Raw genomic sequence first — 21,460 nt, 5'->3', positions numbered from 1 at the left:
CGGGCCCGGCGGCCGCCGCCGCGGCACCTCCACCGACCCCCACCGTCCGCAGCCCACGGCCCGCTGCGCCGCGCCGGGCGGACGAACCAGGAAGGACGACGTCTCCCCATGAACTCCCGCAAGCCGCGAGGCTCCGGACGAACCCCCGCCGTCGGCAAGCGCGGCGGCCCGTTCCAGGAGCGTGACTTCCAGCGCCAGATCGGTGCCCGCAAGGGCGCCGGGAAGACCGGCGGCGCCCGCCGTCGCGACGAGCCCACCCCGGACTTCTACGACGAGGCCCCGCGCAGCCGCCGCACCCGCCGCGGCAAGGGCGCCGGCGCCGCGCGAGCCCAGGAGAAGGACCTCGGCCGCATCCACCACGAGGACGGGGAGCGCCTGCAGAAGGTCATGGCCGCCGCCGGCGTCGCCTCCCGCCGCGTCTGCGAGGACCTCATCGCCGAGGGCCGGGTGGAGGTCGACGGCGTGGTCGTCACCGAGCCGGGCCTGCGCGTGGACCCCAAGTCCTCCGTGATCCGGGTGGACGGGATCTCGGTGCAGACGGACGTGGCCAAGCAGTACCTCGTCTTCAACAAGCCGCGCGGCGTCATCTCCACCATGGTGGACCCGGATGGCCGCCCGTCCATCGCCACCTACCTCAAGTCCGGCCAGGAGCACCTCTTCCACGTGGGCCGCCTGGACAACGAGACCGAGGGCCTGCTCGTCCTCACCAACGACGGCGAGCTCGCCAACCGCCTGCTGCACCCCTCCTACGAGGTGCCGAAGACATACCTGGTCCAGGTGCGCGGCCCGCTGCCCAAGGGCGTCTCCAACCAGCTCCGCGCCGGCGTTGAGCTGGACGACGGCCTCGCGAAGGTCGACTCCTTCAAGCTGGTGGACTCCACTCCCGGCCACGTGCTCGTGGAGGTCGTCCTGCACTCCGGCAAGAACCGCATCGTGCGCCGCATGTTCGACGCCGTCGGCCACCCGGTCGAGCGCCTCGTCCGCGTCAAGATCGGCCCCATCCTGCTGGGCGACCAGAAGCAGGGCTCCGTCCGCGTGATGAACGCCCAGGAGCTCGGCCACCTCAAGGCGATGGTGGGGCTGTGAGCACCACCGGCCCTGCGGCGCTGCCGCAGCCGGTGCTGGTGCGCGGCACCGGCCTGCTCGGCACCTCGATCGGCCTGGCCCTGCGTGGCCGCGGCGTCGAGGTGCTCCTGCACGACCCGTCCCCGGCCGCGCTCGCCGTGGCCCAGGACATCGGCGCCGGACGCGCCGTCGACCTCGAGGGCGCGCCCGCAGGAGACGACGCCGACACCCCGGTCCCGGGCACCGTCGTCGTCGCCACGCCGCCGGACGTCGCCGGCCGCGTGGCCGTGGACTCCCTGGTCCGCTGGCCGGAGGCCGTCGTCATGGACATCGCCTCCGTGAAGGCGAGCGTCCAGGCAGAAGTGCGTGCCGCCGTCGGGAACGGGCCGCTGACCGAGGCGGACGCCTCCCGCTACGTGGGCACGCACCCGATGGCCGGGCGCGAGCGCTCCGGCCCGGTGGCCGCCCGTGGCACCCTGTTCACCGCGGCACCGTGGGTCGTCTGCGCCGAGGAGGGCACCTCCGCCGCGGCCGTGGCCGCCGCCGAGGCGCTCGCCGGGTCCACCGGTGCCACCGTGCACACCATGGACGCCGGGGAGCACGACGCCTCCGTCGCCCTGATCTCCCACCTGCCCCAGGTGGCCGCCTCCCTCGTGGCGTCCCGGCTGCAGGAGACCCCGGCCGCCTCGCTGGCCCTGGCGGGCAACGGACTGCGGGACACCACGCGCATCGCCGCGTCCGACCCGCAGCTCTGGGTGCAGATCCTCGCCGGCAACGCCGCGCGGCTCGTGGAGATCCTCCACGGTGTGCGCGCGGACCTCGACCGCCTCATCGGCACCCTCGAGGCCCCGGACGCCCCCGGCGCCCGGCTCGACATCGCCCGGCTGATCGCCGAGGGCAACGCGGGCCAGGCCCGCATCCCCGGCAAGCACGGCGCCCCGCCGCAGGCCTTCGCCGTGGTGACGGTCGTCGTGGACGACGCCCCCGGACAGATCGCCGCGGTCCTGCAGGCCACCGGCGACGCCGGGGTCAACGTGGAGGACCTGCGCATGGACCACGCCTCGGGCCACGAGGTGGGCATGCTGGAGATCTCCGTGCTGCCCGGCCGCCGCGAGGAGCTGGCGGCCGCCCTGACCGAACGCGGATGGAAGGTGGTCTGAGATGACCGACAACCCGAACCAGAGCCCGGCCGTGGACGGCGTCGTCGACGTCACCGGGACCCCGACCGACGTCGCCCCCGTGGAGTCAGGCCGCCTCGTGGTGGCCGTGGACGGACCGTCCGGCTCCGGCAAGTCCTCCGTGTCCAAGCAGGTGGCCCGCGCCCTCGGCGCCGTCTACCTGGACACCGGCGCCATGTACCGTGCCGCCGCCTGGCACTGCGTCCACGAGGGCGTGGACCTCGACGACGCCGACGCGGTGACCGAGGCCGTCCACGGCATGGAGCTCACCCAGTCCACCGACCCGGACACCGAGCACGTCGCTGTCGGCGGCCAGGACATCACCGAGGCCATCCGCACCCCGGAGGTCACCGCGGTGGTCTCCCAGGTGGCGTGCATCGTGCCGGTGCGCGAGATCCTGCAGGGCCGCCAGCGCGAGGAGATCGAGCGCGCCGGCCGCATCGTGGCCGAGGGCCGTGACATCACCACCGTGGTGGCCCCGGACGCCGAGGCCCGCGTGCTGCTGACCGCCTCGCCGGAGGTCCGCATGGCCCGCCGCTCCGGTCAGCTCACCGCCGCCGGCTCCGGCGTGGACGCCGAGACCCTCAAGGCCCAGGTCGCCGGACGCGACCGCTCCGACTCCACCCACTCCAGCTTCGAGCGCCCCGCCGACGGGGTGGCCCTCGTGGACTCCTCGGAGCTGGACTTCGACCAGACCGTCGCGGCCATCATGGCCGCCGTGCAGCAGCAGGCCGGAGCCCCGGCCGTGGAAGGACCCCGCCCGTGAGCGAGAACGACAAGCTCCTCCCCGTCGAGGGGGAGGACTACCAGCCCGAGCACGACGACCAGGTCACCGAGCGCCTGGCCGCGATGTCCGACGAGGAGACCGAGGCCCGCGCCGCCTCCCTGCGCGCCGGCCTCGAGGACTACGACCTCGACGAGGACGACGCCACCCTCCTGACCGGCTGGGACGACGACGAGGCCGAGCTCCCGGACGCCCCGGTCCCGCCGGTCCTGGCGATCGTGGGCCGCCCGAACGTCGGCAAGTCCACCCTGGTGAACCGCATCATCGGCCGCCGCGAGGCCGTGGTGGAGGACGTCCCCGGCGTCACCCGCGACCGCGTCTCCTACGAGGCCGAGTGGAACGGCCGCGTGTTCACGGTCGTGGACACCGGCGGCTGGGAGCACGACGCCAAGGGCATCCACCGGCGCGTGGCGGACCAGGCCGAACTGGCCGTGGACGTCGCCGACGCCGTGGTGTTCGTCGTGGACGCCACCGTCGGCATGACCTCCACCGACGAGGCCGTGGTCTCCATGCTCCGCCGCAAGGGCCGCCCGGTGATCGTGGCCGCCAACAAGGTGGACGACGCCATGCAGGAGGCCGACGCCGCCCAGCTGTGGTCCCTGGGCTTCGGCTACCCGTACCCGGTCTCGGCCATCCACGGCCGCGGCACCGCGGACCTGCTGGACGCCGCCCTCGAGGAGCTGCCGCGGGAGTCCGCCTACGGCGGCCTGGTCCCGCGCGGCGGCCCGCGCCGCATCGCGCTGATCGGCCGCCCGAACGTGGGCAAGTCCTCCCTGCTGAACAAGCTGGCCGGCTCCGACCGCGTGGTCGTGGACGACCTCGCCGGCACCACCCGCGACCCGGTGGACGAGCTGGTCGAGCTCGGCGGCCGCCTGTGGCGCTTCGTGGACACCGCCGGCATCCGCCGTCGCCAGCACATGGCGCACGGCTCGGACTACTACGCGTCCCTGCGCACCGCGTCCGCCCTGGACCGTGCCGAGGTGGCCGTGGTGCTGCTCGAGGCGAACCAGGTCATCTCGGAGCAGGACGTGCGCATCGTCCAGATGGCGCTCCAGTCCGGCCGCGCCCTTGTGCTGGCCTACAACAAGTGGGACCAGGTGGACGAGGACCGCCGCCACGACCTCGAGCGCGAGATCGAGCGCGACCTGGCCCACGTGGCCTGGGCCCCGCGCGTGAACATCTCCGCCAAGACCGGCTGGCACAAGGACCGCCTGGTCCCGGCCCTGGACACCGCGCTCGAGTCCTGGGAGACCCGCATCCCGACCGGCAAGCTCAACGCGTTCCTCGGCGAGCTGGTGGCGGCCCACCCGCACCCGTTGCGCGGCGGCAAGCAGCCCCGCATCCTGTTCGCCACCCAGGCGTCCTCGCGGCCGCCGAAGTTCGTGCTGTTCACCACGGGCTTCCTGGACCCGGGCTACCGCCGCTTCATCACCCGCCGCCTGCGCGAGACCTTCGGCTTCGAGGGCACCCCCATCGAGATCGGCATGCGCGTGCGCGAGAAGCGCGGCCGGCGCCGCTGAGCCGGCACGGCTGAGGCTCAACCAGTCTGGTGGAGACGAAGCCGGTTCGGCTGCGGCGGAGCCGGTCCGGGCCTGAGGGTCCGGCGGCCTCCCGACGACGGCCCCTCACCCCCGGTGCGCCACGCACCGGACGGTGTGGGGCCGTCGTCGTCCCCGGGGGACGGACGATGCCGAGGGGGAGCGGTGCGGCCCGGACGGCGCGCCGTGGGGCGCGGTGACGGGGCGCGGTGCAGGCCGGCGCGGCACTCTCACGCCGGTGTCATCCGGGCGGGCCTACGATGACCGCATGAGCACTGTATCGCGCGTCCGCCGCCCCCTCGTCCTCGCCGCCGCCGCGGCCCTCACCCTGGGCGGGCTGACCGGCTGCGCCCAGATCGAGGAGCTCACGGGGCAGTCCGAGGAGCTGGAGGGGCATGCCTCTGACCTGAGCGCCATGGCGGACGAGGCCCGCGCCTCGCTGCAGGGCCTCGAGGAGCTCTCCCGTGCACAGCTCGACTCCTTCGACTGGTCCGCGCTGGACCAGTGGCGGGGCACCTGGTTCGGAGACGAGGCGAAGGTGGAGGACATGTTCCGGAACATGCCGGGCGCCGAGGGCCTGCAGGACGTGTCCGTGCAGCAGGACGAGGGCGCCCTGGAGGTCACCTACGGCGAGGAGTCCCTCCGCGCCGACCCCGCCGTCCTGGAGGAGACCCTGCGCGAGCAGGCCGAGCAGGCGAAGCAGCGTCTGGACGAGCTCAAGACGCTGGAGTTCAGGGTCGGGGACCGGACCTACACCTTCTGAGGCGGGCGTGGCGGCTCCTGATTCCTGGAAGTCCGCCCTCATGCTGTAGGGTGATCCAGTGCCGTTCCGGAGGAATCCGGTGCGAGCCTCGGGCATTGGCGCAGCTTGGTAGCGCGCTTGACTGGGGGTCAAGAGGTCGTGGGTTCAAATCCCGCATGCCCGACCCTTCGCCATGAGCCGGGTCATCGTTTCCACGCGATGCCCCGGCTCATGGCTTTTCTGCGTTCATGACCCTGACGCACGTGCCTGCCTGTGCGGGCTGCGCGAGCACGGGTTATAGGCAGAAAAGTGTGTATGGCCCGGGCGTGTCAGGGCCTGTGCCTGCCGCCCCAACCGTGCTGGATCCCGTTGCCGTCTTCCCAGCTGAACCCGGTGTCGTAGAGCGCTGGCCCCAGTGGCTCCTCGATGGGTGCCTGTCGTGGGCCAGTGGTGGTCTTGTACTCATCGGTGACCAGGCTCCACGGGTCGATCGGGTGGGCAGTGAGCGAGTTCAGCAGCCAGTCCACCGCGATCACTGCGTGGGCCGTGCGCATGCCTCGGTGGGCGCGCAGCAGGGCCTTGATCGCCGCGTTCGGGCCTCCTTCCAGTGGTGAGGTCGTCCTCGGCAGCGTTGCGTTCTGCAGCTCTTGCAGTGCCGGTTCGAGCCAGGTGAACAGCTCGTTGCGGTTGATCAGTCTGCGCAGCATCGCCCGTGCTCGGCGCAGCCTGCGGTGGGTGTACCACCAGCGGGCACCGGCATGGATTCCTGTTGGTCGGGCTGCGCCGGTGCCGGCGTGGGTGCGTTCTTTCAGGAACTGTTCCCAGCGGGCGTCCCAGGAGGCGTACTCGCCCAGCCAGGCCGCGGCCGCGTCGAGGTCCTGCACCTTCATCAGAGCCTTGGTCAGGGCCAGCAGTTCCCGGCCGGGTTGAAGGCGTGGGGTCAGTGTCAGGTGCCGGCGGATGACCTGGAAGATGTGGAAGTAGCAGCGCTGCACTCGGGTGTCTGGCCAGGAGGCGGCAATCGCTGCGGCGGCCCCGGTGCCGCCGTCGATCACGACCATGCCCGGGGCGGGGATGCGGTCCAGCAGAGCGCTCCAGGCTGCTTTGGACTCCTTGTCGCACCACTGCCAGTCGATCACGTGTGTCCCGTCGTAGGCGATCAGCACGCACCAGCCCTGGAAGTAGGTGCCATCGAGCATCAGCACCGGGTGGACCACTCCGTCAGGGGTCGGGCGAGGAGGCGGCACGCGCCAGCACCAGGCGGTGCGGGCTCGGAAGGTGCGTGCTGGCATCGGCAGTCGGTGTTGTCCTGCCGGGCTCAGCAGCCAGGTGATGAACAGTCTCAGCTGCGCGGCTGCGGTGATCTCGCCGCGGGCTCTGGTGGCAGAGGCCCCGCAACAGCGGCATCGGTAGCGGGTCGTTCCGGCGCTGGTCTTGCCGTTCTTGACCAGGGGTTGGGCGCATACACCACAGTGCGGTCGGTTGCGTGGAAGGGGCACTGAACATGCTCTCAGAGCATGTTCAGCCCCCTGTTGCTCGCATGATCACTGGGCTAGAGGCCGATCGTGTACACACTTTTCTGCCTATAACCCGCGAGCACTCCGCAGGACCGACGATTCTGCCCTGGGTCGCACCCCATGGGGGCGGTCTGCAGCGAAACCGTCGGTCCGGTGAGCCTCGGGTTCGGCTCCCGGAACGTCGCGGTCGGCGCCCGCGGTCGGTGCCCGAGGCCGTGGCGGCCCGTGCGCCCGACCCCGTGCCTCGGGTGTGATGGGGGTCACTCGTACCCCACTTGAGGAGACCTCCCTGTCCGTCCCCACACCCGCCCACGGCCTGTCCCGGCGCTCGTTCCTCGCCCTCGCGGGGGCCGGCGCCGTCGGTGCCGCCACCACCGCCTTCGCGATGCCGGCCTGGGGCGTGGACGCGCAGCGCCCCGGTGCCGTCCGCGCCCCGCGCCTGACGGGCCAGGACCGCCAGACCATCAACCAGCTCCGCCCGGCCCGCGCGGTGGACGACCTCACCTACCTCACCGAGGTCGTCGGCCAGCGCTACACCGGCACCCCGGCCGAGGCGAAGGCCGCCGACTACATCGCGGACCAGCTGGACCGCGCCGGCTACGACGTCCTCGTCGAGCGCTTCGACGTGCCGGACCGCACCCTCGGCACCCTCTCCGGCGCCGGCTTGGACACCCGCTTCGGCTGGGGCGTGGGCTCCGCCCCGCAGGCCGTCCAGGACGTGAGCGTCACCGGCCGCCTCCTCGTGGTCGACTCCGGCACCCCCGCAGACCTGCCCGCGGACCTGTCCGGCCGCATCGTGATGCGCGTGATCGACGTCCGCTCCGAGGACGTCACCCCGTGGGCCGTCGCCGCCGCCGAGCGCGGGGCCGTCGCCGTGATCGGCACACGTCGCGACTCGACCCCGCCGTCCCAGGCCTCCGCGTTCACCCCGCAGCTCACGGTCGCGCGGGTGGACATCCCGGTGGTCGGTGCCGGCCAGGTGCAGAAGCACCAGCTGCTCGGCCTCGGGGACGGCGCCGCCATCACCCTCGCCACCGTCGCCCACCGCAGCCCCCGCAGCGCCAACGTCGTCGGCACCCGCGCCGGCCGCAAGGGACCCCGGCACGCCGCCCGCGAGCGGGTCATGCTGGGCGCCCACTATGACTCGGTCATCGGCTCGCGCGGCGCCAACGACAACGGCTCCGGCACCGCCGTCTGCCTCGAGCTCGCCCGCGTCATGGCGAAGGCACCCACCCACACGGACCTGTCGTTCGGCTTCTGGGGCTCCGAGGAGGTGGGCCTCGTCGGCTCCCGCCTGCACGCGCAGGGCCTGGAGCAGGCCGAGCGCGACCGCCTGCGCGGCGTCTTCAACAACGACATGGTCGCCACCAGCTGGGAGCCGTCCGAGAAGTACTGGCTGCTGGACCTCCACGGCCGCTCGAATCCGGTGAACCGCGCGGTCCTCGCCGCCGGCGACCGCCTCGGCTACCGCACCAGCATGGGCGAGGTCTTCGAGATGGGCCGCTCGGACCATGCCTCCTTCTCCGAGGTCGGCGTGGACTCCGGCAACTTCGGCTGGCTGCACCGGGACGGCTTCATCCTCGAGCCGGAGTACCACTCCTCGGACGACACGGTCGCCCGCAACATCTCCGTGGACCGCCTGACGGTCTCCATGGAGATCCAGGGCTGCGCCGCCTACGCGCTGGCCACCGCCTGACCCGGGCCCCCGCGGCACCGGCCATGGGTAGGGCTCCAGACCCGCAGCACCGCCTGCCCACAGCGCGACGGCGCCCCGCCTCAAGGAGGCGGGGCGCCGTCGTCGTGAAGAAGTAGTGGAGGAAGAGGTGGGGGTGGGAGCTCGGAGGCGACCCGCCCCGCACTCAGCCGGCGAACACGGCGTGGACGTCCGGCACCCGGGAGCGGCCGCCGAGGGAGGGGATCTCCAGCAGGACGGCGCTGCCGGCCACCTGGCAGCCGATCGACCGGAGCACCTCGTGCGCGGCCGTGAGGGTGCCCCCGGTGGCGAGCACGTCGTCCAGCACGAGCACCCGCGTGCCCGGCTCCACGTCGGCCTGGACCTCCACGGAGGCCTGGCCGTACTCGAGGTCGTACGTCGCCGCGGCGGCGGGACGCGGCAGCTTGCCCGCCTTGCGGATCGGGAGCATCCCCGAGTCGGAGGCCATCGCGGCCGCACCGGCGAGCAGGAAGCCGCGGGCCTCGAGGCCGGCCACCACGTCGAACTTCCCGACGAACGGGGCCAGCATCTCCTTCACGCACGAGCGCAGCGCCACCGGGTCGGTGAGCAGCGGCATGACGTCCTGGAACACGACCCCCTCGGCCGGGAAGTCCGGCACGGGGGCGATCAGGCTGCGGGCGTGGGCGAGGTCTCGGTACTGGGGCACCCGTACACCGTACGCGCAGGGCGTGCCCGTCCCGGAGGCACTGTGAGCAGTCTCACCGCCGGATCTGCGACACTCCGGACCCCCTCCTTGGCGAGCCCCGTCCCCCAGGAGGACAGTTCCGCCGGTGAAGACTCAGAACCACTCCGCGGCGTCCTCCCCGACGCCGCCCCAGACACCGAACGACGCCCCCGCCCCCACCGCCGGCGAGGGCAGGACCTTCTTCGGCCAGCCACGTCAGCTCGCCAGCCTCTTCTCCGTGGAGATGTGGGAGCGCTTCTCCTTCTACGGCATGCAGGTCATGCTCGTGTACTACATGAGCTGGGAGCTCGGCCGCGGCGGCCTCGGCATGGACGAGGCGGTGGCCACCGGCATCGTCGGCGCCTACGGCGGACTCGTGTATGTGTTCTGCATCCTCGGCGGCTGGGTCGCCGACCGTCTGCTCGGCTCCGAGCGGACCATGTTCTACTCCGCCGTGCTGATCATGCTCGGCCACATCGCCCTGGCCCTCGTGTCGGGCTTCGCGGGCCTGGCGCTGGGCCTGGTCCTCGTGGCCGTCGGCTCCGGCGGCCTGAAGGCGAACGCCGCCAACCTGGTCGGCGCCCTCTACTCGCGCCAGGACCCGCGCCGCGACGCCGGCTTCTCCCTCTTCTACATGGGCGTCAACGTCGGCGCCCTCATCGGCCCGCTCGTCACCGGCGCGGCCCGCGAGGCCTGGGGCTTCCACCTGGGCTTCGGCCTCGCCGCGGTCGGCATGGCGATCGGCCTGGTGCAGTACGCGGTCGCCCGCCGCTCCCTGCCGCGCGAGGTCCACGCCGTCCCGGACCGCCTGCCGCGCTCCCAGTACGGCCGCACCGCCCTCGTGGCCGTGGCCGGCCTGGCCGCGGTGGCCGTCCTCTTCCTCACCGGCGTGGTGAACGTCGGCAACCTGGCCGACGCCGTGGTGGTCGTGGCGGCCGTGGCCGCCGTGGCGATCTTCGCGGTGCTGCTGCGCTCGGAGAAGGTCACCGCCGAGGAGCGCTCGCGCGTGAAGGCGTTCATCCCGCTGTTCATCGGCTCCGCCGTGTTCTTCGCCCTGTTCCAGCAGCAGTTCACGGTGATCGCGCTCTACTCGGAGCAGCGCCTGGACCGCAGCGTGTTCGGCTGGGACATCCCGATGGAGTGGGTCAACTCGATCAACCCGGTCTTCATCATCCTGTTCGCCCCAGTCTTCGCCGCGCTCTGGACGAGGCTGGGACGCCGCCAGCCGGTCACCCCGGCCAAGTTCGGCCTGGGCCTGATCGCGATCGGCATCGCGTTCCTGCTGTTCATCCCGATGGCCTCGGTGGCCGCCGTGCCGCTGCTGTGGCTGACCCTGATCCTGTTCGTCGCCACGGTCGGCGAGCTGCTGGTCTCCCCGGTGGGCCTGTCCCTGTCCACGAAGGTCGCCCCGGCGGCCTTCCCGGTGCTCATGGTGGCGCTGTACAACCTGTCCGTGGCCCTGGGCACCGCCGCCGCCGGTTCCCTGTCCGGCTCCTACTCCGCGGACAACGAGGTGGGCTACTTCGGCGTCATCGGCGCCGTCACCGTGGGCGTCGGCGTGCTGATGCTGGTGATCGCCAAGCCGGTGCACCGCGCCATGCGCGGCATCGACTGACCGGCTCGGACCCCCTCCGCCCGTCCTTCCCGACGACGGCCGCCCGCCCCCGGTGCGCCCCGCACCGGGGGCGTCGTGCGTCCGGGGGAGGGCCGCCGCCCGACGGCCGCCGGGGGCCTGGGCGGGCCTCGCGGCGCGGGGGAGGAGGGACGGGGGAGCCCGAGGAGTCGGATGCGTCACGTTTCCGATACGCTGTGCAGTGACAACGCCGTCCGTCGACTGACACAGGAGACACCACCATGAGCGCCATTCCCGAGGGCCTGAAGTACTCCGCCGAGCACGAGTGGGTCGCCGAGGCCTCCGATGCCGGCACCGTCCGCATCGGCATCACCGACTTCGCGCAGGACGCCCTGGGCGACGTCGTGTACGTCGACCTCCCGGAGGTCGGCACCGAGGTGGAGTCCGGCTCCGCCGTCGGCGAGATCGAGTCCACCAAGTCGGTCTCGGACATCTTCGCGCCGGTCTCGGGCCGGGTCACCGCCGTCAATGAGGACCTGGACGGCGAGCCGGGCCTGGTCAACACCGCCCCCTACGAGGGCGGCTGGCTGTTCGAGGTGGAGCCGTCCGAGGCCGCCCAGCTGGACGCCCTCATGGACGCCGCCGGCTACACCGACCAGGTCGGCTGACCTCCGGCGTCATCGCCACCCGCCGCGGTCGCGGCCGCACCGCCCCGAGCGAGTCGGGGCCCCTTCTCCAGGAGTCGAGACACACCATGCAGGAGCACCACTCTCCGGCCGGCGCCGGCCGTGAGCCCGATGCCCACACCACGAGCATCAGCCTCCCGGACCTGGCCCCGGTCACCGACCACAGCCTCTCCGGCGAGGAGCGCGAGGCGATCGCCGCGCTGCCCGCGGACTCGGCCCTCCTGGTCGCGCACGAGGGCCCGGACCACGGTGCACGCTTCCTGCTGGACGAGGACCTCGTGCTGGTCGGCCGCCACCCGGATGCGGACATCTTCCTGGACGACGTCACCGTGTCCCGCCGCCATGCGCAGTTCCGGCGCACCGAGCGGGGCTACGAGCTCGTGGACAGCAACTCGCTGAACGGCACGTTCGTGAACCAGGACCGGGTGGACCAGGTGCAGCTGCGCAACGGCATGCAGGTCCAGATCGGCAAGTTCCGGATGACCTACTACACGGCCCCGGGCCGCGCCTGAGGCCACGGACGCCGTGCAGGCAGACGCCCCGCGCACGCCACGACGCCCCCGAGAGGACTCGGGGGCGTCGTCGTCCACCCTCACGATCGGCGAGGTGCTGGCGGAGCTGCAGGACGAGTTCCCGCGGGTGGCCGCCTCCAAGCTGCGCTTCCTCGAGGAGCGCGGCCTCGTCCACCCCACCCGCACCCCCGCCGGGTACCGCAAGTTCACGGCGGACGACGTCGACCGCCTCCGCTTCGTCCTCACCGTGCAGCGGGACCAGTTCCTGCCCCTGAAGGTCATCCGCGAGCACCTCGACGCCCTGGACCGGGGCGAGCGTCCCGAGCCGCTGCCCGGCGGACACACCCTCACCGCCTCGCGGGGCGGGTCGCCCGGGGCCGCCCCGGTCGTCCGCCGGCTCACCGCCGAGGAGCTCGGCACCGCCCACGGGCTGACCCCGGCGGAGCTGGCCGAGCTCGAGCGCTACGCCCTGCTCCCGGCCCCGGACGCCGAGGGCCGCTACCCCGAGCACGCCGGAGACGTCGTCGCCGCGGTGGCCGCGCTCGCCGAGCACGGACTCGAGCCACGGCACCTGCGCTCCGTCCGCGCGGCGGCCGACCGTGAGCTGGGGATCGTCCAGCAGGCCGTGGCCCCGCTGGCGACACGTCGGGACGAGGACTCCCGGACGCGGGCCGCCGAGACCGCCCGGCGGCTCGGCGAGGCGATGCTGTCCCTGCACTCCGCCCTGGTCGCGGACGGCATCGACGCCCTCGCGCGGGAGCCGCGCTGATGAGCGGGGCCGGCGACGACGTGCCCCTCACCGTGCTGGGCGTGCGCGTGGACCTGCCCGCGCAGAACCACGCCCTGCTGCTGCTCACCCCGTCCGGGGACCGCGTGGTGCCCGTCTGGGTCGGCGCCGCCGAGGCCACCGCGGTGGCGCTCGTCCTCGACGACGTGAGGCCTCCCCGTCCGCTCACCCACGACCTGCTCCTGGCGGCCGTGCAGGCCCTCGGCGGCACCGTCTCCTGCGCCCGCCTCACCGGCACCGAGGGCGAGGCCGTGCTCGGCGAGCTGGTGCTGGACGACGGCACCGTCCTCGACGCTCGGCCCTCGGACGCGGTGGCGGTCGCCCTCCGTGCCGAGGCGCCGGTCCTCGCCCCGCCCGCCGTCGTCGAGGAGCTCGGGGTGCCCGTGGAGGAGCCCCACGTGGACGACCTCGAGTCCTTCCGGCGCTTCCTGGACGACGTCGACCCGGAGGACTTCGCCTGAGGCGCGTCCCGCGCGCGGGCGGGCCCGGGCAGGCGGGTGAGCGGCCGTCGTCGTGCCCCCGCCCTCCGCGCCGGGTGCGACACGCCGGACCACACGGACGGCAGGTCTTTGACCGGGGGCGCCCGGGACCGTACCTTCATGGAGAAGGGTTCCGCGCCGCCGGCGTCGCCATCCCTGCCCCTCCACGGTCACCGGAGGGACGGGACCGACGACTCCGGCACCCACTTCCCCCCAGAGGCGGAACCGAGACCAGGAGGGCTCACTCGTGACACCCCATGCAGGTTCTGGTCGGCCCACCCCGGTCGGCTCCCACCAAGGCATCCTCTTCACGGACGACATGCCGCAGCTGGACGAAGAGGCCGGCTACCGCGGCCCGACCGCGTGCAAGGCCGCCGGCATCACCTACCGGCAGCTCGACTACTGGGCGCGCACCGACCTGGTCGTGCCCACCGTGCGCACGGCCGCCGGCTCCGGCTCCCAGCGCCTCTACTCCTTCCGCGACATCCTCGTGCTCAAGGTCGTCAAGCGTCTGCTGGACACCGGCGTCTCCCTGCAGCAGATCCGCACCGCCGTCGGACACCTGCGCGAGCGCGGCGTGGAGGACCTCGCCCAGATCACCCTGATGAGCGACGGCGCCTCCGTCTACGAGTGCACCTCCGCGGACGAGGTGATCGACCTGGTCCAGGGCGGCCAGGGCGTCTTCGGCATCGCCGTCGGCCGCGTCTGGCGGGAGGTCGAGGGCACCCTCGCCGAGCTGCCCAGCGAGCACCTGCCGCAGGCCGAGCAGTTCCCGGGCGACGAGCTGTCCGCACGCCGCCGCGCCCGCCGCCAGCAGAGCGCCTCCTGACCCTGCCCGGCCGGACCCTGCCGGCCCTCCTGCCCCACGTCACAGCACGAATGTGACGTGGGGCAGTCGCATGTCAGAGCCGATCGCGCGGAACACGGCATAGGACGTCCACGTGGTGTGGCACACTTCCAGCATGAGCGACTCAGCCGAGAACACCGCCGGCCGCAACGACGCGGCCGCCGCCCCTGCCGACACCGCACCCGTCTTCTCGAAGGTCCTCGTCGCCAACCGCGGCGAGATCGCCGTCCGCGCCTTCCGCGCCTGCTACGAGCAGGGCGCGAAGACCGTGGCCGTGTTCCCCTATGAGGACCGCAACTCGATCCACCGCCAGAAGGCCGACGAGTCCTACCGCATCGGCGAGGAGGGCCACCCGGTCCGCGCCTACCTGGACGTGGACGAGATCATCCGCGTGGCCAAGGACGCCGGCGCCGAGGCCATCTACCCGGGCTACGGCTTCCTGTCCGAGAACGCGGGCCTGGCCCGCGCCGCCGCCGAGAACGGCATCACCTTCGTGGGCCCGCCGGCCGACGTGCTCGAGCTGACCGGCAACAAGGTCGAGGCCCTGCGCGCGGCGAAGCGCGCCGGCATCCCGACCCTGGCCTCCTCCGACCCGTCCGCGGACGTGGACTGGCTGCTGGAGCAGGCCGACGAGATCGGGTTCCCGATCTTCGTCAAGGCCGTCGCCGGCGGCGGCGGCCGCGGCATGCGCCGCGTGGAGCGGCGCGAGGACCTCAAGGGCTCCCTCGAGGCCGCCATGCGCGAGGCCGACACCGCGTTCGGCGACCCCACCGTCTTCCTGGAGCAGGCCGTGCTCCGTCCGCGCCACATCGAGGTGCAGATCCTCGCCGACGGCGCCGGCAACGTGGTCCACCTCTTCGAGCGCGACTGCTCCCTGCAGCGCCGCCACCAGAAGGTCGTGGAGATGGCCCCGGCCCCGCACCTGGACGAGGAGATCCGCCAGGCCCTCTACCGGGACGCCGTGGCCTTCGCTAAGGAGATGGGCTACGTCAACGCCGGCACCGTGGAGTTCCTCGTGGACACCGCCGGCGAGCGTGCTGGCCAGCACGTGTTCATCGAGATGAACCCGCGTATCCAGGTGGAGCACACCGTGACCGAGGAGGTCACCGACGTGGACCTGGTGGGCGCCCAGCTGCGCATCGCCTCCGGCGCCACCCTCCCGGAGCTCGGCATCACCCAGGACTCCCTGCGCCTGCGCGGCTTCGCCATGCAGTGCCGCATCACCACCGAGGACCCGGCCAACGGCTTCCGCCCGGACACCGGCACCATCACCGCCTACCGCTCCGCGGGCGGCTCGGGCGTGCGCCTGGACGGCGGCACCATCTACGCCGGCGCCGAGGTGTCCCCGCACTTCGACTCCATGCTGGTGAAGCTCACCTGCCGCGGCCGCGACTACCTCACCGCCGTGCACCGCGCCCGCCGTGCGCTGGCGGAGTTCCGCATCCGCGGCGTGGCCACCAACATCCCGTTCCTCATGAACGTGCTGGACGATCCGCAGTTCCTCTCCGGCGACGTGGCCACCGACTTCATCGACGCCCACCCGGAGCTGGCCCAGGTCAACCGCTCCCAGGACCGCGGCACCAAGGTGCTGCAGTACCTGTCCGACGTGACGGTCAACAAGCCGCACGGCGACCGCATCGACGGCATCGACCCGCGCGACCGCCTGCCCGCCCACCCGGGCGACAAGTCCCAGGAGCCGGACCGCTCGCCGTTCGACGGACCGTCCCGCGCCCCGGACGCCGTCCCGGCCTCCGGCTGGCGCCAGGTGCTCCAGGAGAAGGGCCCGGAGGGCTTCGCCCGGGCCCTGCGCGAGCAGACGGCGCTGGCCGTCACGGACACCACGTTCCGCGACGCTCACCAGTCCCTGCTGGCCACCCGCGTCCGCACCCGTGACCTGCTGGCGGCCGCGCCGGCCGTCGCACACACCCTGCCCGGCCTGCTCTCGGTCGAGGCCTGGGGCGGAGCCACCTACGACGTGGCCCTCCGCTTCCTCGCCGAGGACCCGTGGAAGCGCCTCGAGCTGCTCCGCGCCGAGCTGCCGAACATCCCGATCCAGATGCTCCTGCGCGGCCGCAACACGGTCGGCTACACCCCGTACCCGACCGAGGTGACGGACGCCTTCGTGGCCGAGGCCGCCGAGGCCGGCGTGGACATCTTCCGCATCTTCGACGCGCTGAACGACGTCTCGCAGATCACCCCGGCGATCGAGGCCGTCCGCGCCACCGGCACCGCCGTGGCCGAGGCCGCCCTCTGCTACACCGGCAACATGTCCGACCCGGACGAGAAGCTGTACACCCTCGACTACTACATGGGCCTGGCCCGTCAGATGGTCGACGCCGGTGCGCACATCCTCGCCATCAAGGACATGGCCGGCCTGCTGCGCCCGGCCGCCGCCCGCGAGCTGGTCACCGCGCTGCGCTCCGAGTTCGACCTGCCGGTGCACCTGCACACCCACGACACCGCCGGCGGCCAGCTGGCGACCCTCCTCGCCGCCGCCGAGGCCGGTGTGGACGCGGTGGACGTGGCGACCGCCTCCATGGCGGGCACCACCAGCCAGGTGCCGATGTCCGCCCTCGTGGCCGCGCTGGAGCACACCGAGCGCGACACCGGCCTCACCCTGGACGCTGCCGCGGCGATGGAGCCCTACTGGGAGTCCGTGCGCTCGATCTACGCCCCGTTCGAGGCCGGCCTCAAGGCTCCGACCGGCCGCGTGTATCAGCACGAGATCCCGGGCGGACAGCTGTCCAACCTGCGCACGCAGGCGATCGCCCTCGGCCTGGGCGAGCGCTTCGAGCAGATCGAGTCCATGTACGCCACCGCGGACGACATGCTGGGCCACCTCGTGAAGGTGACCCCGTCCTCCAAGGTCGTAGGCGACCTCGCCCTGCAGCTCGTCGGCCGCGACGTGGACCCGAAGGAGTTCGCGGAGCGTCCGAACGACTTCGACATCCCGGACTCCGTCGTCGGATTCCTGCGCGGCGAGCTGGGCGACCCGCCCGGAGGCTGGCCGGAGCCGTTCCGCACCAAGGCCCTCCAGGGCCGCCGCGAGGGCACCGGGATGACCGACATCACGGACGAGGACCGCGCCGTGCTGGCCGAGTCCGGCCAGCAGCGCCGCGAGGCCCTGAACCGCCTGCTCTTCCCGGCCCCGACCCAGGAGTACGAGGCCCACCGCGACGAGTTCGGCGACACCTCGACGCTGCACACCCGCGACTTCCTGTTCGGCCTCGTGCCGGGTCGCGAGCACGTCATCTCGCTGGGCCGCGGCGTCCGCCTCCTGGCGGTCCTGCAGTCCGTCTCCGAGCCGGACGAGAAGGGCATGCGCACCGTCATGCTCACCCTCAACGGCCAGATGCGCCAGGTGATGGTCCGCGACCGCTCGGTGGAGTCCTCCGTGCGCACCGCCGAGAAGGCCGACTCCTCCGTGCCCGGTCAGATCCCGGCGCCGTTCGCCGGCTCCGTGACGGTCCAGGTGGCCGAGGGCGACACCGTGGAGGCCGGCGACCCGGTGGCCACCATCGAGGCGATGAAGATGGAGGCCGGGATCACCACGCCGGTCGGCGGCACCGTCAAGCGCGTCGTCCTCGACGGCGTCACCCCGGTCAACGGCGGCGACCTGATCGTCGTCATCGACGAGGGCTGACCCCCTCCGCCCCCAGGGGCGCACCGTCCGCGGGGCGGACACCGAGGTCTCGGTGTCCGCCCCGCGGCGTCTGCGGCCTATGCTGTCTGGCATGTCCGACACCACCGCCGAGACCCTGGCCGCCGCGCCGGGCCAGAACGCCGAGACCGCCCCCGCCGAGCACTTCGACCTGGTGATCATCGGGTCCGGCTCCGGCAACTCCCTGATCACCGAGGCCTGGGAGGGGCGCCGGGTGGCCGTCGTGGACGCCGGCACCTTCGGCGGCACCTGCCTCAACGTGGGCTGCATCCCCACGAAGATGTACGCCTATCCGGCCTCCCTCGCCGGAGCCGAGCGCGAGGCCGCCCGCGTGGACGTGGACCTGCGCCGCGAGGCCGTGGACTTCCCCGCGCTGCGGGACCGCATCTTCGGCCGCATCGACGCCATCAGCGAGGGCGGGCTGCGCTACCGCCGCGACGAGCTCGAGCACACCACCGTGGTCCAGGAGCGCGTCCGCTTCACCGGACCCAAGGAGCTCACCACCGACTCCGGCCGGGTGCTCACCGCGGACCAGATCGTGGTGGCCGCCGGCTCCCGCCCGACCCTGCTGGACATCCCGGGCGTGGACCTGCCGGCGGTGCACACCTCGGACACCGTGATGCGCCTGCCCGAGCTGCCGCGTCGCGTGGTCGTCATCGGCGGCGGGTTCATCGCCGTCGAGTTCGCCGCCGTGTTCGACGGCCTCGGCTCCGAGGTGGTGGAGGTGATCCGCGGCGAGCGGCTGCTCAGCTCCCACGACGCGGCGATCTCCGCCCGCTTCACTCAGGCCGCCTCCCGCACGTGGGACCTGCGCACCGGCTGGCAGCCGGTGGAGATCCTCCCCGGGCACGACGACGGCCCGGTCATCGTGCGCTTCTCCCGTGCGTCCTCGCCCGCCGCCGCGGGGGAGGGGAGCCGGACCGAGGAGGCGTCGGGCGCCGACGAGGTCCTGGAGCTGGAGGCCGACGTGGTCCTGATGGCCACCGGCCGCACCCCGAACGTGGACACCCTCGACGTCGCAGCGGCAGGACTCGACGTGACCGACCGCGGCACCCTGGCCGTGGACGCCCACCAGCGGCTGCTCTCCGGCGGCGAGCCCGTGCCCGGCCTGTGGGGCCTGGGGGACGCCGCGAACGCCTGGCAGCTCAAGCACGTCGCGAACCACGAGGCCCGCGTGGTGGCCCACAACCTGGTGCACCCGGAGGACCTGCGGGAGAACCGGCTGGACCCGGTGCCCTTCGCGGTGTTCTCCCGCCCCCAGGTGGCCACGGCCGGCCTCACCGAGGAGCAGGCCGCCGCCGAGCTGGGGCCGGAGAACATCACCGTGAAGGAGCAGGAGTTCGGCGACGTCGCCTACGGCTGGGCCATGAACGACGAGACCGGCCTGTGCAAGCTGATCGCCGACCGCCGCACCGGGCGGATCGTCGGCGCACACCTGGTGGGCCATGACGCGGCGAACCTCATCCAGCCGCTGGTGCAGGCCATGTCCTTCGGCCTCGACGCCCACACCATGGCCCGCGGCCAGTACTGGATCCACCCGGCGCTGTCCGAGGTCGTGGAGAACGCCCTGCTCGGGCTCGAGGTCCCGGACTCCGGGCTGCTCTGAGCACGTCGACTCTCTCTGGGCCCGTCGACGCTCCCGGCCCCGCCTCGGGGCCGTCGTCCGCGGCGAGGCGCCGTGCCGGTGAGCCGACCGGCGGCGGCGACGGAGCCGTCGTCGGGGTCCCGTACGCGCACGTGGGCCCCGGACCGGACGGTCCGGGGCCCACGCGCCTGCGGCGTCAGCCCTGCTGCGGGGCGGCGTCGCCGTAGATCCCGTCGATCTCGGCCTGGAAGTCCTTCATGATCGCACCGCGGCGCATCTTCAGGGACGGGGTCATGTGGCCGTCCTCGAGGGTGAAGTCGCGGTCGAGCACGCGGAACTCGCGGATGGACTCGGCGCGGGAGACGGCCTGGTTGGCGTGCTCCACGAGCTGGCCGATGTGGGCACGGACCTTCTCGTGCTGGGCCGCCTCCGCCACGGACATGCCGGAGTCGAGGCCGTGGGCGGAGAGCCAGCCGGGCAGGGTGTCCGCGTCGAGGGTGACCACCGCGGCGACGAACGGCCTGCCATCGCCGACCACCATGACCTGGGAGACCAGCGCGTCCGAGCGGATGAGGTCCTCCATCTGGGCGGGGGCGACGTTCTTGCCGCCGGCGGTCACGAGGATCTCCTTCTTGCGGCCGGTGATCTTCAGGTAGCCCTGCTCGTCCAGCGAGCCGAGATCGCCGGTGCGGAACCAGCCCTCCTCGTCGAACGACTCGGCGTTGGCGTCGTCGCGGTTGTGGTAGCCGGTCATCACGCAGACGCCCTTGGCGAGGATCTCGCCGTCCTCGGCGATCTTCACCGCGTTGCCGCCCAGGGGCAGGCCCACGGTGCCGATCCGGAGGTCGCCGGGGAGGTTCACGGTGATCGGCGCGGTGGTCTCGGTGAGGCCGTAGCCCTCGAGGACCGTCAGGCCGATGCCGCGGAAGAAGTGCGCCAGATCCGAGGACAGCGGGCCGCCGCCGGAGACCGAGTACTGGAGCTCGCCGCCCATGGCCGCGCGGATCTTGCCGTACAGCAGCTTGGAGAACAGCGCACGCTTGGCCTTGAGGGCCAGCGGCACCTTCCCGGCGTCCAGGGCCTTGGAGTAGGCGATCGCCACGGCGGCGCCCTTCTCGAAGATGTCTCCCTTTCCGCCGTCCTGCGCCTTGCGCAGCGAGGCGTTGTAGACCTTCTCGAACACGCGGGGCACCGCGAGCAGGAAGGTGGGCTTGAAGGACTGGAGGGCTCCGGTGAGCTTCTTCAGGTCCGAGGTGTGGCCGCAGCGGGCGCCGGCCGCGACCGTCAGCACGGACACGAAGCGGGCGAAGACGTGAGCCAGCGGGATGAAGAGCACGGTGGACTCGCGCTCGTTCACGATGGAGCCCAGCGAGCTCTCGAGGGCCTGGTGGCACAGCTCGGCGAAGTTGCCGTGGGTCAGCAGGCAGCCCTTCGGCTTCCCGGTGGTGCCGGAGGTGTAGATGATCGTTGCCAGGTCCTCGAGCACGGCGTGCGAGCGGCGGGACTCGACGTCCTCGTCCGAGACGCCGCGGCCGGCCTCCGCCAGCTCCTCCAGGCCCGTGCCCGGCAGGCCGGAGTCCGGATCCATGATCCACAGGCCCTTGAGCTCGGGGAGGGACTCGCGATGCACGGCGTCGGTGACCGTCTTGCGCCGGTCGGCGTTCTCCACCACGACCGCCTTGACCGCGGCGTCCTCGACGATCCAGGCGGCCTGGGAGGCCGAGGAGGTCTCATAGATCGGCACGGTCACGGCGCCGGCGTACCAGATGGCGAAGTCGACGAGGGTCCACTCGTAGCGGGTGGAGGCCATGAGTCCGACGCGGTCGCCCTGGCCGATGCCGGAGGCGATGAGGCCCTTGGCCAGCTCGACGGCGCGGTCACGGAACTCCTTGGCGGTGACGTCGCGCCACGCGGTATCGCTCACCGGCACGGAGAAGAGGATGCCGTGGCTGCGCTCGCGCACCTGGCGCTCGAGCAGGTCCGTGATGTTGGACTCGGCGGGCAGCGCCGGTGCGGGCGGGGTGCTGATCTGCTGCATAGAGGCTCCTGGTACACGTGAGGGGACCAGATCCGCCGCCGAGTCCGTGGCGGGGATCACATGACTGAA

Annotated in this window: 17 protein-coding genes and 1 tRNA gene; 15 read left to right on the top strand and 3 right to left on the bottom strand. The window is 72.7% G+C overall.

Annotated features, from left to right (window positions below; genetic code table 11):
• The first annotated feature begins 108 nt into the window (after positions 1-108).
• From CEQ11_RS09075 to CEQ11_RS09050, 6 genes are all read left to right on the top strand, one after another.
• On the top strand, positions 109-1,086 hold the full coding sequence (locus CEQ11_RS09075) for a pseudouridine synthase (RefSeq protein WP_088478401.1): 978 nt from the start codon (positions 109-111) through the stop codon (positions 1,084-1,086).
• Complete coding sequence (locus tag CEQ11_RS09070; RefSeq protein WP_088478400.1) at positions 1,083-2,225, top strand: prephenate dehydrogenase; 1,143 nt, start codon at positions 1,083-1,085, stop codon at positions 2,223-2,225. Before CEQ11_RS09075 ends, CEQ11_RS09070 begins: the two co-directional genes overlap by 4 nt.
• Before the next feature lies 1 nt (position 2,226).
• Positions 2,227-3,009, top strand: coding sequence for a (d)CMP kinase (cmk, locus tag CEQ11_RS09065; RefSeq protein ID WP_088478399.1), 783 nt, complete (start codon positions 2,227-2,229; stop codon positions 3,007-3,009).
• A gap of 83 nt (positions 3,010-3,092) precedes the next feature.
• The gene (gene der, locus CEQ11_RS09060) at positions 3,093-4,547 is read left to right on the top strand and encodes a ribosome biogenesis GTPase Der (RefSeq protein ID WP_088478996.1); all 1,455 of its coding nucleotides are present in this window, start codon (positions 3,093-3,095) and stop codon (positions 4,545-4,547) included.
• 286 nt (positions 4,548-4,833) lie between these two features.
• Positions 4,834-5,328, top strand: a complete 495-nt coding sequence (locus tag CEQ11_RS09055) for a hypothetical protein (RefSeq protein WP_088478398.1) — start codon at positions 4,834-4,836, stop codon at positions 5,326-5,328.
• An 89-nt stretch (positions 5,329-5,417) separates the two neighbouring features.
• Positions 5,418-5,491, top strand: a tRNA-Pro gene (locus CEQ11_RS09050).
• Positions 5,492-5,636: 145 nt separating this feature from the next.
• Here the strand turns inward: CEQ11_RS09050 and CEQ11_RS09045 are convergent.
• Positions 5,637-6,806, bottom strand: a complete 1,170-nt coding sequence (locus tag CEQ11_RS09045) for an IS1249 family transposase (protein WP_082740172.1) — start codon at positions 6,804-6,806, stop codon at positions 5,637-5,639.
• A gap of 271 nt (positions 6,807-7,077) precedes the next feature.
• On the opposite strand from CEQ11_RS09045, the gene CEQ11_RS09040 reads away from it, so the two are divergent.
• On the top strand, positions 7,078-8,520 hold the full coding sequence (locus tag CEQ11_RS09040) for a M28 family peptidase (RefSeq protein WP_088478397.1): 1,443 nt from the start codon (positions 7,078-7,080) through the stop codon (positions 8,518-8,520).
• 163 nt (positions 8,521-8,683) lie between these two features.
• Here the strand turns inward: CEQ11_RS09040 and CEQ11_RS09035 are convergent, their stop codons facing one another.
• On the bottom strand, positions 8,684-9,205 hold the full coding sequence (locus tag CEQ11_RS09035) for an adenine phosphoribosyltransferase (protein WP_088478396.1): 522 nt from the start codon (positions 9,203-9,205) through the stop codon (positions 8,684-8,686).
• Between the two features lie 124 nt (positions 9,206-9,329).
• On the opposite strand from CEQ11_RS09035, the gene CEQ11_RS09030 reads away from it, so the two are divergent.
• From CEQ11_RS09030 to CEQ11_RS08995, 8 genes are all read left to right on the top strand, one after another.
• Positions 9,330-10,838, top strand: a complete 1,509-nt coding sequence (locus CEQ11_RS09030) for a peptide MFS transporter (protein WP_088478395.1) — start codon at positions 9,330-9,332, stop codon at positions 10,836-10,838.
• A gap of 239 nt (positions 10,839-11,077) precedes the next feature.
• Positions 11,078-11,464, top strand: coding sequence for a glycine cleavage system protein GcvH (gene gcvH, locus CEQ11_RS09025; protein WP_088478394.1), 387 nt, complete (start codon positions 11,078-11,080; stop codon positions 11,462-11,464).
• Between the two features lie 86 nt (positions 11,465-11,550).
• The gene (locus CEQ11_RS09020; RefSeq protein WP_088478393.1) at positions 11,551-11,994 is read left to right on the top strand and encodes an FHA domain-containing protein; all 444 of its coding nucleotides are present in this window, start codon (positions 11,551-11,553) and stop codon (positions 11,992-11,994) included.
• 13 nt (positions 11,995-12,007) lie between these two features.
• Positions 12,008-12,763: a MerR family transcriptional regulator gene (locus tag CEQ11_RS09015; protein ID WP_088478392.1), complete on the top strand. Its 756-nt coding sequence runs from the start codon at positions 12,008-12,010 to the stop codon at positions 12,761-12,763.
• Positions 12,763-13,242 (top strand): bifunctional nuclease family protein, encoded by a 480-nt coding sequence (locus CEQ11_RS09010; protein ID WP_088478391.1) that lies wholly within the window; start codon positions 12,763-12,765, stop codon positions 13,240-13,242. The genes CEQ11_RS09015 and CEQ11_RS09010 overlap by 1 nt, the downstream gene beginning before the upstream one ends.
• 265 nt (positions 13,243-13,507) lie before the next feature.
• Entirely contained in the window at positions 13,508-14,089 is a 582-nt protein-coding gene (locus CEQ11_RS09005) for a MerR family transcriptional regulator (RefSeq protein WP_304442137.1), read from the top strand.
• A gap of 133 nt (positions 14,090-14,222) precedes the next feature.
• Positions 14,223-17,750: a pyruvate carboxylase gene (locus CEQ11_RS09000; protein ID WP_088478389.1), complete on the top strand. Its 3,528-nt coding sequence runs from the start codon at positions 14,223-14,225 to the stop codon at positions 17,748-17,750.
• Positions 17,751-17,841: 91 nt separating this feature from the next.
• Complete coding sequence (locus tag CEQ11_RS08995; RefSeq protein WP_088478995.1) at positions 17,842-19,374, top strand: mycothione reductase; 1,533 nt, start codon at positions 17,842-17,844, stop codon at positions 19,372-19,374.
• Between the two features lie 175 nt (positions 19,375-19,549).
• On the opposite strand, the gene CEQ11_RS08990 is transcribed toward CEQ11_RS08995, so the two are convergent.
• Positions 19,550-21,391 carry a long-chain fatty acid--CoA ligase gene (locus CEQ11_RS08990; RefSeq protein WP_088478388.1) on the bottom strand — a complete coding sequence of 614 codons (1,842 nt, stop codon included), beginning with the start codon at positions 21,389-21,391 and terminating at the stop codon, positions 19,550-19,552.
• Positions 21,392-21,460: the final 69 nt, after the last annotated feature.

Origin of the sequence: Micrococcus sp. FDAARGOS_333, assembly GCF_002206575.2 — a bacterium.
Taxonomy (GTDB): Bacteria; Actinomycetota; Actinomycetes; order Actinomycetales; family Micrococcaceae; genus Micrococcus; species Micrococcus lylae.
This window is presented reverse-complemented; position numbering and strand designations above follow the sequence as displayed.